This window comes from Mycobacterium farcinogenes, from assembly GCF_019739075.1.
Lineage (GTDB): Bacteria > Actinomycetota > Actinomycetes > Mycobacteriales > Mycobacteriaceae > Mycobacterium > Mycobacterium senegalense.
The window spans coordinates 285,919-298,732 of record NZ_CP081673.1; the positions used below are offsets into that span (position 1 = coordinate 285,919).

General features: G+C 65.1%; 9 protein-coding genes and 3 tRNA genes. 4 read left to right on the forward strand and 8 right to left on the reverse strand.

The window, feature by feature from the left end:
• Positions 1-80: 80 nt before the first annotated feature.
• The 4 genes from K6L26_RS01185 to K6L26_RS01200 are packed head-to-tail and all read left to right on the forward strand — an operon-like array spanning position 81 to position 4,339.
• Positions 81-809, forward strand: a complete 729-nt coding sequence (locus K6L26_RS01185) for a hypothetical protein (RefSeq protein WP_221852465.1) — start codon at positions 81-83, stop codon at positions 807-809.
• Positions 806-1,918, forward strand: a complete 1,113-nt coding sequence (locus tag K6L26_RS01190; protein ID WP_221852467.1) for a tyrosine-type recombinase/integrase — start codon at positions 806-808, stop codon at positions 1,916-1,918. Before K6L26_RS01185 ends, K6L26_RS01190 begins: the two co-directional genes overlap by 4 nt.
• Entirely contained in the window at positions 1,905-3,911 is a 2,007-nt protein-coding gene (locus K6L26_RS01195) for a tyrosine-type recombinase/integrase (RefSeq protein ID WP_245008666.1), read from the forward strand. The genes K6L26_RS01190 and K6L26_RS01195 overlap by 14 nt, the downstream gene beginning before the upstream one ends.
• Positions 3,908-4,339 carry a DUF6262 family protein gene (locus tag K6L26_RS01200; protein WP_221852469.1) on the forward strand — a complete coding sequence of 144 codons (432 nt, stop codon included), beginning with the start codon at positions 3,908-3,910 and terminating at the stop codon, positions 4,337-4,339. Before K6L26_RS01195 ends, K6L26_RS01200 begins: the two co-directional genes overlap by 4 nt.
• A 326-nt stretch (positions 4,340-4,665) precedes the next feature.
• Here the strand turns inward: K6L26_RS01200 and gjpA are convergent, their stop codons facing one another.
• From gjpA to gyrB, 8 genes are all read right to left on the reverse strand, one after another.
• Entirely contained in the window at positions 4,666-6,111 is a 1,446-nt protein-coding gene (gene gjpA / locus K6L26_RS01205; RefSeq protein ID WP_221852471.1) for an outer membrane porin GjpA, read from the reverse strand.
• Positions 6,112-6,608: 497 nt separating this feature from the next.
• Positions 6,609-6,679 (reverse strand) — tRNA-Ala (locus K6L26_RS01210).
• Positions 6,680-6,743: 64 nt separating this feature from the next.
• A tRNA-Ala gene (locus K6L26_RS01215) sits at positions 6,744-6,801 on the reverse strand.
• A complete protein-coding gene (locus K6L26_RS31865; protein ID WP_085980379.1) occupies positions 6,800-6,922 on the reverse strand; it encodes a hypothetical protein in 123 nt (40 codons plus the stop codon). The genes K6L26_RS01215 and K6L26_RS31865 overlap by 2 nt, the downstream gene beginning before the upstream one ends.
• 40 nt (positions 6,923-6,962) lie before the next feature.
• Positions 6,963-7,036, reverse strand: a tRNA-Ile gene (locus tag K6L26_RS01220).
• A 56-nt stretch (positions 7,037-7,092) separates the two neighbouring features.
• Entirely contained in the window at positions 7,093-7,995 is a 903-nt protein-coding gene (locus K6L26_RS01225; protein ID WP_221852473.1) for a DUF3566 domain-containing protein, read from the reverse strand.
• Between the two features lie 52 nt (positions 7,996-8,047).
• Positions 8,048-10,552: a DNA gyrase subunit A gene (gene gyrA, locus K6L26_RS01230; protein ID WP_019344841.1), complete on the reverse strand. Its 2,505-nt coding sequence runs from the start codon at positions 10,550-10,552 to the stop codon at positions 8,048-8,050.
• Between the two features lie 57 nt (positions 10,553-10,609).
• Entirely contained in the window at positions 10,610-12,622 is a 2,013-nt protein-coding gene (gene gyrB / locus K6L26_RS01235; protein ID WP_036390703.1) for a DNA topoisomerase (ATP-hydrolyzing) subunit B, read from the reverse strand.
• Positions 12,623-12,814 lie beyond the last annotated feature (192 nt).

Sequence of the window (12,814 nt, forward strand, 5' to 3'; positions counted from 1 at the left end):
TGGTACGGCGTGGCGCACGCGACAAACCTTACCACGGTCAGCACGATTCTGGGCAAGATTTTCAATCGAAAGGTGCAGTCGTGACGGCGCTCTTTGAGGATTCCGAGCCGCGGGACCGCGCGGTGTCGCGTAAGGAGGCGACCCGCTTGCTGCGGCAGGTCACTACCGGGGTCGCAGCGCTGCTCCTTGCCGCTGTCGATGACTGGAATGCCCTGTCCGAGCGGCACGCTGCGCACCTGCGCACCGAGTTGCACGGGCTGCTCCGGGGTTCGCATGTCGCCGGTCTCACTGCGGCAAGCACTGCGGTGTGGCTGGGCACGCAGGGCATGCACCCGCCTGGTCATATCGTGTCGAAACCGCATCGGTGGCCGATGATCAGCAGCCACGGCAAGACCTACATGGCCATCCACCACTACGAGATGGAACCGACCAATGCGCGACGCACCGCGTTCTGCAACCAGGACTCCGAAACCTTGCGGCTCATCGATGCCGAAACCTCGTCTCTGATAGGCAATCCCACGCATTGCGAATTGACGTGGGACTACGACCCTTACACCGATGCGCACATCCGCCGGATCTGGGTCAGCGCCCCCAGCGTCGACTGGGCCAGATTCGAAGTTCCCATGGCCAAAGCCCAAGCCCAGCTCGCGTCCTGGCGCAAGCGCAAGATGAAGTGGCTGCCAGGAGAGCTGCCCGCCGACATGCACGCGGTGGCACCGTTGCCGGCCCGCGACGCACAGGAGCGCCTCCAGCCAGGCATCGAGATTCAGCCGCCGCAGCGCTCGAAGGACGCCGGGGACGCCCAGTGAGGGCGGCGCCGGTGACCGTGCACGGGCAACCGTCGTGGACGGTGGTCGACGATCATGGGTTGCCGATCGCAGAGGTCGAGCAGTTCCTGCACTGGTTGCGGGCGGTGGGACGCTCACAGAACACCGTCCGGTCCTATGCACGGCATCTGAGCTTGTTCTACCGGTGGCTCTCGGCACGCGGAATCGCTTGGGATGCCGTCGTCTTCGACGGGTTGTGCGACTTTGTCGGGGCGCTGTCAGTGGGATTGCCGCCGCTGCAAACCTGGCGTAACGGCCGATCACCAGCAACGGTGAAAGCAGTCAGCGCGGGCATCCGAGAGTTCTACGAGTTCCACCGGGTCGAAGGCCGGGGACCGCTCGACTTGGTGCTGACCCGCAACCCGTCGAGGCTGCCGCGCCGATCGCACAGCTTCCTCGCACACGTCGAGCGGCGCCGCCCCAGCGAGGTGTCACGCTTGACGAGACCGGGCAAGGCTGCAGCGGAGACGGTGCAGGTGATCGACTTCGAGACCGACTTCACGCGGCTACTGGAGTCAGCGTCCACTGACCGGGACAGGCTGCTGCTCTCTGCCCTGTATGACCTGGGGCTGCGGGTGGGGCAAGCGTTGGGGCTGCGCCACGGTGACCTGGACCCGATGCGCCGACGAGTGCGGGTCTGCCGCCGGGAAGACAACCAGAACGGGGCCTTGTCCAAGCAGCGGGCGCAGTTCACCGTGGAGGCACCGCGGCGCTTTTTCGACCTGTACGCCGCATACCTGCTCGGCGAACTCGCCGATGTGGACAGCGATTACGTGTTCGTGAACCTGTCCCGGCGCCCGCGGGGTGGTCCGTTGTCGTACTCGAACGCCTACCAGCTGGTGGAGCGCATCGGCACCTCCGCCGGCGTCGACGACCTGCATCCCCACATGCTGCGTCACACCCACGCCACGGCGCTGGCGCGGGCCGGATGGACGGCCGCCGAGATCGCCGCCCGACTCGGCCAATCGCACGCCGCCAGCGCCGACGTGTACATCCACCTTGCCGGCGATGATCTGGCCGAGCGGCTGCGCCGTACCGAGCATCTGGTGTGGCGGGCACCGCAGAACAGGGCTGGCAATGACACGCGGTGAGTCCCGGACCGAATCCCGCGGCGTGCGCTCCCATCCGACACTGCGGGTCCCCGACGGCCCATGGTGCCAGCCGACCTGGCAGGTGGTCGAGGTGGCAGGGGATCGCCGCAGGCAGGCCGTCGACCCATGCGCGGTCGACGGCTGCGACGGCCCCCAATACTGGCTGGGCGGCCCCCGCAGCAACTCCGCCGCCACGTCAGGACTGTGCTACGCGCACTACTTCCAATGGTTCCGCGCCGGCCAGCCGGCCGACTTCACGGCCTGGGCCCAGACCGGGTCGACACCGGTAGGGCCGCCACGCGGCCGCACTTGCACCCAAGTAGTCGACTTCCGTCGGTTCCCGCCGACGGCTGCCGACGAGGTCCGGTTCGTCGTGGCCACCAAGGTCGGGAGAGGCGACTGGACGCCCAACGCCAGCCTCCGCCGCGTCCTCATGGTGCTCGTCGATGCGGCCGACGGCCGGGTCACGGATTCGCTGACCGAACGGCCCGTGCACGATTGGCTTCTGCTCTGCCGACAGCACTGGCCGCATGCCAGCTCGTTCGACACGCTGTGCGCACCGTACATCCGGAGCTTCTTCCGCCTGCTCGACGGCGCCACCAACCCCGACGCGTGGACCAGCGATCATTGGCACTGGCGCGATCAATTCGAGTTCGTCCTCGACGCCACCCAATCGGGATCCACGCACACCGCCGTCGACTGGTCATCGGTACCGGTGCCCTGGCTTAAGGTAGCCGTCAAAAAGCTTGCACGACAACAGCTCACCACCGCCACCCTGTCCTGGGGAACCCTCACCCAATGGGTGCGCGCCACCCGCCAGCTGGCCCGATTCCTCACCACCGACGGCACGGTTCCCGATCCACCCTCGGTGACCCGTTCGCTGTTCCTTGACTACCTGGCCTGGACCCGCCGTAGCGACACCGACGCGGACGCCCGGTTGGCCAACACCGGCGCATACCTGCTGGAGTCGTTGCACGAGACCGGGCTCGTCTGCGACCTGGGCTCGGCGATGTTTCTGCGCCGCGGCGAGAACGTCCACCGCAAGACTCGCAACCCTCGCCCGTTCCCGCCGGACGTCGTCGAGCGCATCGACACCCTGATCGTCGACAACCCCGAAACCGACCCGACACTGCGGGCGATGATTGCCACGACGCGATGGGCGGGCTGCCGAATCTCCGAACTGGTCGCCCTCCCGCTCGACTGCCTGCACCACTGCGACGGGGGCTACTGGATCGAGTACTGGATGACCAAAACCAACGCATGGCGCCGGTTTCCCATCCCAGACACCTTGGCCACCGTCATCTTGGCGCAGCAGACCCGCGTTCGAGACACCTACGGCCCCGAGGCCACGCACCTGTTCCCCGGGGCGCGATCGAGCGCCGCCGTCGGACGCACACAGCCCTGGTCCACCAGCGGTCTGCGGCACCGTCTCTCAGTCCTTTTTCGCGAACATGGAATCATCTCGTCGGCGATCACCGGTGAGCCGATCTCCGGAGGGGACGTCCACCGATTCCGGCACACCGTCGGGATGACCCTGCTCAACAACGGATGGACCCAACAGGAAGTGCGCGACTTCCTCGGGCATCAGAGCGACACCATGACCTCGACGTACGCTCGGATAACCGACGACACGCTGGCCCGCAAGGCACGCGAATTCTGGGACAACAAGCCCGAGAACCGGTCTGGGGGCGACGCGGGTGTTGAGCGGCTCCGCGCACGATTCGCCGCGGCCCTGCCCAACGGGTTCTGCACGCTGCCGTCGGCGCAACGCTGCGAGTTTCGGCCCAACCCCTGCCTGGACTGCTCCTTCCACGACCCGGGCGGCCGGGTCTTCCTCGGCGCTCATATCGTTCACCGAGACCAACTGCAGCGCCTCACCGACGATGCTCGTGAACGCGGTGACACCGAAGCGGTCGAGCTGAACACGACCATGCTCGCCAAAGTCACCAAGCTGATCGCCGAACTCGACCCCGACAGCCCGGAACGCCCGTGACCACCGACGACCGCCAACAGCGGACTGCCCGCCTTACCGAAGCCGCCGCGGCCCGCACGGCTGACGCGACCGCCCGCGCCCGCCGGGCCATCACCAAACTGCACGCCGCCGGGCAGCCGATCACATTCGTTTCCATCGCACGCACCGCGGGAGTATCGACCAGCTTCCTGTATCAGCACACCGACCTTCGGCGCGATATCAGCGAGCACCGTCGCCGAGCGACCGGCGACCTGCACACACCGAACCCTGCTGCGGCCACAGTCGAGTCGCTGCGCACCAAACTCCAAGTAGCCCTGCACCGCAACCGCGACCTCGCCGAAGAAGTTGCGGTGCTGCGTACCGAGAACGAGGCCCTCCGCAGCCGTGTCCTCGACCTCAACCACCGTCATACCTCCGCTCCCCGAGCGCGGCCCGCTACCGATGGCTGAGCGGGTGCTGACCGATAGAGCGTGACAGCCCCGCTACGGCTTAGCGCTCATGCAGATGGCACCACGGAATCTGGTTGCCCAGGCGGTTGCCGCCATCTGCGGCGGACCTGGCCACGCGGCACGGACTACCGCAGGTGGCCTGTCCGAACCGACCGGTGCTTGTTCGGAATCCGATGCCACAGATTCAACGAGAACGCCCCGGACCAAGCAACTCGTCGTTGACCACCGGGTCGACCTCCGGTTGACCATAGCCAGTCCTCGGCGAGGAGTGACTCTCACAAACGCAATCAGCCCCCTGCATCGCAGGGGGCTGATCGGCCGTTGGGCTACTTGTCGCTGTCGCCGCCCGAGCCTGCGGCGCCGGCGCCGTCAGAGCCCGCGCTCTTCTTAGTTCCTGCAACACTATTCTTCTTGGCTGGCTTGCTGAACCCGCTCTTCAACCCGTCACGAACCTTCTTGACCGTCGAATTCACCTTGCCACCAACGGAATCAATGGACTCCTTGAGCTTCGCCGACGGCTTCACCCGTGCAGTGCCGATCTTCCCGGGCTCAGCCTTGGGGCTTTCACGCACAACCTGACCGGTAGCGCCCTCAGCGGAGTTCTCAATGCCGGACTCGGTACTCACCTCAACCGCTTTCGCTGCATCAGCCTCCGTGTCGTTGTCCACCGCCGGCGCCTCTGCCAGGCTCAGGCTCTTGACTTCCGGTGCGCCATCCGAAGACACATTGAGCGCCGCCAACTTACGCGGCGCGGACGGCAGTGCCGCCGGGCCATCCTCGGCCTTGGCAGCCACAGCAGTCGTCGTGCCACTTGCCGGCTCGGACAGCTCGTCCAGCGGGTTGCCAGTCCCGTCCCAGCCTGTTGTCTTCGCGATGATCTGAGAGAGGTTCGCCAAGGCCGCGATCGGCCCGAGCCGATGGCCGGCAAAGGTCAGGTCCGAGTTACCTCGATCGAGGACAAGGGTTACCGCGTTGAAGATGGAGCCGCCGGGGGCCGCGTCATTTCCCACCGATCCCGTGCTGAATAGGCCGCCGAGCTCGATGCTCAGCGATTTGATGTCCATGCCCGGCGGCAAAGATCCGGAGATCAGAGGCAACGCCGCGTCAAGGTTGAGGGTGGCGCCGTTAAAGAAACCGTCGACGACATTGGCGGGAAGGTTGAGCAGGTCCCCGGCAAGAACGCTGTTGAGGGCCGCCACACCTGGGCTGAGCATCGGCCCTACCACCCCGATCAGCGCGCCGCTTAGTGGGGAGGCCGCGAAATTGAGGAGAGAAGCAACGGCTGCGGGGATCTCGGGGAGCTCCATGGGAATCGGCCAGCCGTTGATTGCCAGCAGCATGAGCATGTGCTGGGGGTCCAGGGTTTGCTCCAACGCTTCGAAGGCAGGTGAAAGAACCGGTGGGTATCCAAATGGGTCGCCGGAGAAGGTGGTGGCCTGGATAACGTCCTGCAGCAGGGCGGCATTGGCCGAGATCACGTCGCCGATGCTGGCCGGGTCGTTGATGATGGCGCGGAGGTCGTCGATCTGGTTGACGATCGCCTGCTGCAGCGCCGCGGCGGGCGCCTTGGAATAGAACTCGGAAACCTTGGTGGCGTTGGCTGCGGTGTCGTTGAAAACCTCTGCCCATCGGGTGAGGAAGTCGGCGGCCGCAGTCAGCTCAACGGAGGCAGTAACCGGTTGGTTTGCGGCTATCTGGACGTCCGGGGGGGGCATGGTTAGGGGCGTAAACGCGACCGCACCGGCGGCGGCCATCGCCACACCGGCGGTCACGAAGGGACGAATTGTGGGCTGCAAGATTATGTCCTTTTGACGGGGTCGTTAACACCTACCCGCCGAACCGTAGCTGAGAGCAACCTGAAAATCAGCAGATTTCTAGAACTCGTTTCAATTCGTATGCCGCCCGCACCGCTACGATGGGGCGTGAGGCCGCATGATGACCTGACCCGCTTTTACGATCCCCCGTGCGGATTTCGGGCGCACACGAGAACCTCAGTACGCTGGAGAAGCACCGAAAGCGGTGACGACCTCTGGTCAAACTGAAACGTGTTACCGACAGTCTCGGGGTGTCAGTAACACTTTGTTGCGGCCCCCGCCCACTCCCGAACCGCCGCAGGACAGCCTTTAATGCCTGTCACTCGGAAAGTCTGTGAACCTGATCTGGGCGATGCACGTATTTCTGACCTGGGCGTCGACCAGATTAGGTATGCCGGTGATCGAGCGGGACACAGCTGGGTGGCCGCGTCAGGTCGTGGCGCTGTCGCCAAAAGTGGAGCCACGGGGAATCGAACCCCGATCTGAGCCTTGCAAAGGCCCCGTTCTACCGTTGAACTATGGCCCCGTCACGGACATGACCATGACGGCATCACCGCTGGTCATATCCACTTCTATCTCCGTCTCCTACAGATAAGTACCGAACTCCTGACATCTGCCTTGCAAAGGCAGCGCTCTACCAACTGAGCTAAGGCCCCGTATTCGGCTTCGACGCCGGCATTTCGGCCTCGTGCCAAACCTCTTCACCGTGGCGTGACCGCCAGACGATCACCGCGGCGGCTGCGATGCCGGCCAGAAGTACGAACCGCATGGCGCAACCTCTCGATGATCACCGGTTACACCGGGTGTCGTGGGCCTAGGAGGACTCGAACCTCCGACCTCTTCGTTATCAGCGAAGCGCTCTAACCGCCTGAGCTATAGGCCCGAAAATTGGGATCGACCGAGCGCAGAGATTACCGCACCGAGGCGCAGACTCCCAAATCAATCCCGGTCGGCCAGCGTGACCTCGACTCCGCCGACCAGATCGGTGGTCAGGTTGTAGATGAAGGCCCCGATGGTGGCCATCGCGCACAGCACGACGATGTTGACCAGGCCGATGAGCGCCGCCCCACCGAATATCGTTCCACTGGACACCAATTCGCCTCCAGCGGCGCCGCTGGCGCTGGTCAGAAGGTCACCGACGTTGCTGTTGAGCTTGCTCCACACACCCATCGCGCCGAGCACCAGGTACAGGAACGCCACCGCGATCATCCACACGAAGAACAGCACCACCGACAAGACCAGTGAGACCTTCAGCACAGTCCACGGGTCGACCCGGCGGATCTGCATGCTGGCCCGGACCGGCCCCTGGTGCGCAGTTCGGCTGGCCACCTGGATCCGCGTGGTCGGACTGTTGCTCGAAGATCTTGCCGTGGAAGCGTCGCCGGAGGACTTGCGCGGCGCTGGGCGCGGAGCCGGACCGGACAGGTCCGGGATCTCGCTGGTGTAAGCCTCCGACCGCGCCGGCTCACCGCGGGATCCAGACTGCGCCTGGGGGGACGACGGTCGGGCCGGGCGAGCCTGCTGCTCGGTTTCCTGGTTCTCCGAGCCGGCGACGAAGCGCTGCAACCTGGCCTCGACACCGGGGGAGTGGGCGCTCGTCGGGCGGGCACCCTCGTCGCGCGTCTCGTTTGGGGCGGGCGGCGTGGTCCTGGCGGTCCCGCGCTGCCACGGCGGCGCCTCACCCGTCTCGGTGATCTGACCGCCGGCGGGCCGGGCCTGGACCCCGCCCGCCTTTGCCGCGGCCGAGGCCCCGTCGGCCCCAGCGGCCCCGGTGCCTGAGCCGTTGGAACTGCCGGGCCGGTCGCCCGCTCGCGGGTATCCCGGCTCGTTCGGTGAACTCACCTAACAGCTCCTTAGCTCAGGCCGAGGTCCGCGTCGGGCCTCGGCGACAGCGTCATTCCTCGTCAGACTCAGCACCATCCGGGTCCGAGTCCTCCTCGGCGTTGCGCGCAATCGCAATCAGTGTGTCGCCGTCGCCCAGGTTCATCAAGCGGACACCCTTGGTCTGACGTCCAGCCTTGCGAACCTGACGTGCGGCGGTCCGGATCACGCCGCCACCGGAGGTGATGGCGTACAGCTCCGTCTCGTCATCGACGATCAGCGCTCCGACCAGACTGCCACGTTTGCGGTCGTACTGGATCGTCAGGATGCCCTTGCCGCCGCGGCCCTGGACCGTGTACTCCTCGATCGCGGTCCGTTTGGCGTACCCGCCCGCGGTCGCGACCAGCAGATACGTGTCCGGTTGGACCACATTGAGCGACAGCAACCGGTCGTCTTCGTTGAACCGCATGCCCTGCACACCCGAGGTGGCCCGGCCCATCGGCCGCAGCGCCTCATCTGTTGCGGAGAACCGGATGGACTGACCGTTGGCACTGACCAGCAGCAGGTCGTCTTCGGCCGAGCACAGCACCGCACCGACCAGTTCATCACCGTCGCGCAGGTTGATCGCCACGATGCCGCCGGACCGGTTCGAATCGAAGTCGACCAGCTTGGACTTCTTCACCAGGCCGTTGCGGGTGGCCAGCACCAGGTACGGCGCGTCCTCGTAGGTCTTGAGCTGGATCACCTGGGCGATGCGCTCCTCCGGCTGGAAGGCAAGCAAGTTCGCCACATGCTGTCCGCGCGCGGTACGCGAGGCTTCCGGCAGGTCGTAGGCCTTGGCCCGGTACACGCGACCCTGTGTGGTGAAGAACAGGATCCAGTCGTGCGTCGAGCACACGAAGAAGTGGTTGACGATGTCGTCGGCCTTGAGCCCCGCGCCCTGCACGCCCTTGCCGCCGCGCTTCTGACTGCGGTAGAGGTCGGTCTTGGTGCGCTTGGCGTATCCCGTCTCGGTGATCGTGACCACGACGTCTTCCCGGGCGATCAGGTCCTCGTCGCTGACGTCGCCGTCGGCCGGGACGATCCGGGTGCGCCGGTCGTCACCGTGCTTCTCGACGATCTCGGCCAGCTCGTCGCGCACGATCGCGCGCTGCCGTTCCGGTTTGGCCAGGATGTCCTCGAGGTCGGCGATCTCGGCCTCGATCTTGGCCAGATCGTCGATGATCTTCTGACGTTCCAGGGCAGCCAATCGACGCAGCTGCATGTCGAGGATGGCCTGAGCCTGGATCTCGTCGATGTCGAGCAGCTCGATCAGGCCAGCGCGGGCGATCTCGACGGTTTCGGAGGCGCGGATCAACGCGATCACTTCATCGAGCGCGTCGAGCGCTTTGACCAACCCGCGCAGGATGTGAGCCCGCTCGTTGGCCTTGCGCAGCCGGTACCGGGTGCGCCGGATGATGACGTCGAGCTGGTGCGCGACGTAGTACCGGATCATCTGGTCCAGGCGCAGCGTGCGGGGCACCCCGTCGACGATCGACAGCATGTTCGCACCGAAGGACGTCTGCAGCTGGGTGTGCTTGTAGAGGTTGTTCAGCACGACCTTCGCGACGGCATCGCGCTTGAGCTCCACCACGATTCGCAGGCCCACGCGGTCGCTGGACTGGTCCTCGATGTTGGAGATGCCGGCCAGCTTGCCGTCACGCACCTGTTCGGCGATCGAGGTGATGAAGTTGTCGTGGTTGACCTGGTAGGGCAGTTCGGTGATGACGATGCCGGTACGGCCCCGGCTGTCCTCCTCGATCTCCACCACACCACGCATGCGGATCGAGCCGCGACCGGTGGTGTAGGCATCCTGGATACCCTGCGAGCCGACGATCAGGCCGCTGGTGGGGAAGTCGGGGCCCTTGACCCGCTCGCACACCGCGGCCAGGGTGGCCTCTTCATCGGCCTCGTGGTTCTCGAGGCACCAGTACACCGCCTCGGCCAACTCCCGCAGGTTGTGCGGCGGGATGTTGGTGGCCATGCCGACGGCGATACCGCCCGAGCCGTTGGCCAGCAGGTTGGGGAACCGGCTCGGCAGCACGGTCGGCTCTTGCACCCGGCCGTCGTAGTTCGGGATGAAATCGACTGTCTCTTCGTCGATTTCACGCAGCATCTCCATGGCCAGCGGGGTCAGCCGGGCCTCGGTGTACCGCATCGCGGCGGCGGGGTCGTTACCCGGCGAACCGAAGTTGCCCTGACCGTCGACCAGCGGGTAACGCAGCGACCACGGCTGGGCCATGCGGACCAGGGTGTCGTAGATCGACGCGTCACCGTGCGGGTGGTAGTTACCCATCGTCTCGGCCACCGAGCGCGCCGACTTGGCGTGGCTGCGGTCCGGACGGAAGCCCGAGTCGTACATCGCGTACAGCACGCGTCGATGCACGGGCTTGAGGCCGTCGCGTACCTCCGGCAGCGCGCGGCCCACGATCACGCTCATCGCGTAATCGATGTAACTGCGCTGCATTTCGTGCTGGATGTCGACCGGCTCGATGCGGTCGGAGGCTCCGTCGCCTGGTGGCAACGTGGTGTCAGTCATGAACTCCTCGCTCGTCGGCTCGGCTTGATGCGGTCAGAGGACTTGGGCGCGTAGCGGCTAAACATCCAAGAAGCGAACGTCTTTGGCGTTGCGCGTGATGAAACTGCGGCGGGCTTCGACGTCTTCACCCATCAGGATGGAGAACAGCTCGTCGGCGGCAGCCGCATCATCAAGCGTCACTTGACGCAATACCCGCACTGTCGGATCCATGGTGGTTTCCCACAGTTCCTTGGCATCCATCTCGCCCAGACCCTTGTAACGCTGGATACCGTCATCGACGTTGATGCGCTTGCCCGCAGCCTTACCCGCCTCCAACAGACCGTCGCGTTCGCGGTCGGAGTAGGCGAACTCCGGTTCCTGACGCTGCCACTTGAGCTTGTACAGCGGAGGCTGCGCCAAGAAGATGTGGCCATGCTCGACCAGCGGTTTCATGAACCGGAACAACAGGGTCAGCAGCAGCGTGGAGATGTGCTGACCGTCGACGTCGGCGTCGGCCATCAGCACGATCTTGTGATACCGCAACTTGGAGATGTCGAACTCGTCGTGGATACCGGTGCCCAGCGCGGTGATGATGGCCTGAACTTCGGTGTTCTTCAAAACCCGGTCGATACGGGCCTTTTCGACGTTGATGATCTTGCCCCGCAACGGCAAGATCGCCTGGAACATCGAATCGCGACCACTCTTGGCCGAGCCGCCGGCCGAATCACCCTCCACCACATACAGTTCCGACTTCGTCGGATCGGTGGAGCGGCAATCCGCCAGCTTGCCGGGCAAACCGCCGATGTCGGTAGCGCTCTTGCGCCGGACCAGCTCACGGGCCTTGCGTGCGGCGATCCGCGCCTGCGCTGACGAAACCGCTTTGTTCACCACGGTTTTCGCTTCAGCTGGATTGGCCTCGAACCAGTGGGTGAGCTGCTCGTTGCAGATCTTCTGAACGAACGACTTGACCTCGGTGTTACCGAGCTTGGTCTTGGTCTGGCCTTCGAACTGCGGTTGAGCCACCTTCACCGAGATCACCGCGGCCAGACCCTCACGGATGTCGTCGCCGGTGAGGTTGGGATCCTTGTCCTTGAGAAGCTTCTTTTCCTTGGCGTACCTGTTGACCACACTCGTCAACGCCGCGCGGAAACCCTCTTCGTGGGTGCCGCCCTCGTGCGTGTTGATCGTATTGGCGAAGGTGTGCACCGATTCGGAATAGCCGGCGTTCCACTGCATCGCGATCTCGACCTCATGGCCGGGACCCTTGCCGTCGAAGTCGATCACGCTGGGCTGGATCGCGGTCTTGGTGCGGTTGATGTGCTTGACGAAGTCGACCAGGCCACCCGGGTAGTGGAAGGTGCGGTGCTTGACCTTGTGCGGAGCGGAGGCCTCGGCCGCCGTCTCCTCCGCCGACTTGGGTGCGGCCGCGGTGTCGGCGACCACCTCGTCCACCACCTCGTCCTGGGTCACCCGCTCATCGGTGAGCTCGATGGTCAGGCCCTTGTTCAGGAATGCCATCTCCTGAAGCCGGCGGGCAATGGTCTCGAAGTCGTAGACCGTGGTCTCGAAGACGTCCGGATCGGCCCAGAACCGGATGGTGGTTCCGGTTTCCTTGGTCTTCTCGCCCTTGCGCAGGGTTCCGGGGACCGAGTTGTCGTAGGTCTGGAACCACTCGTACCCATCGGTGCGGACATCGGCCTCGAGCCGGGTGGACAGCGCGTTGACCACCGAGACGCCGACACCGTGCAGGCCGCCGGACACCTGATAGGCGCCCTCTTCGAACTTGCCGCCGGCGTGCAGGACGGTCATCACCACGTCGATGGTCGGGATGCCGGTGGCGTGCATGGCCACCGGGATACCGCGCCCGTCGTCGGAGACCTGGACCCCGCCGTCCTCGAGGATGCGGACATCCACTTTCGTCGCGAAGCCGGCCATCGCCTCGTCTACCGCGTTGTCGACGACCTCCCACACCAGGTGGTGCAGGCCACGTTCACCGGTGGAACCGATATACATGCCGGGTCGTTTACGAACGGCTTCGAGGCCTTCCAGCACTTTGATCGAGTCGGCACCGTACTGATTCTGGGCAGCCACGTCGGACGCGTCTCCTTGGGGTTCGCGGGAGGTGGTTGCGTCACCGCCCTGCAGATCTCGCCACAGTCTACCGGTCGATACGGACAGGGCCGACTCTGTAGCGGCGTTTCCACCTATCTAACTGCGCCGTGCGCTGAATTTCTCGGCCATTGGTGCCTCCGGACGCTTGAGGAGAGGCATTCCGCGCGTCTC

Excerpts from the sequence above, each read along its gene's own strand:
- K6L26_RS01195 (WP_245008666.1), top strand. The coding sequence starts at position 1,905 with ATGACACGCGGTGAGTCCCGGACCGAATCCCGCGGCGTGCGCTCCCAT.
- K6L26_RS31865 (WP_085980379.1), bottom strand. The coding sequence starts at position 6,922 with ATGCGGTTCGTACTTCTGGCCGGCATCGCAGCCGCCGCGGTGATCGTC.
- gyrA (WP_019344841.1), bottom strand. The coding sequence starts at position 10,552 with ATGACTGACACCACGTTGCCACCAGGCGACGGAGCCTCCGACCGCATC.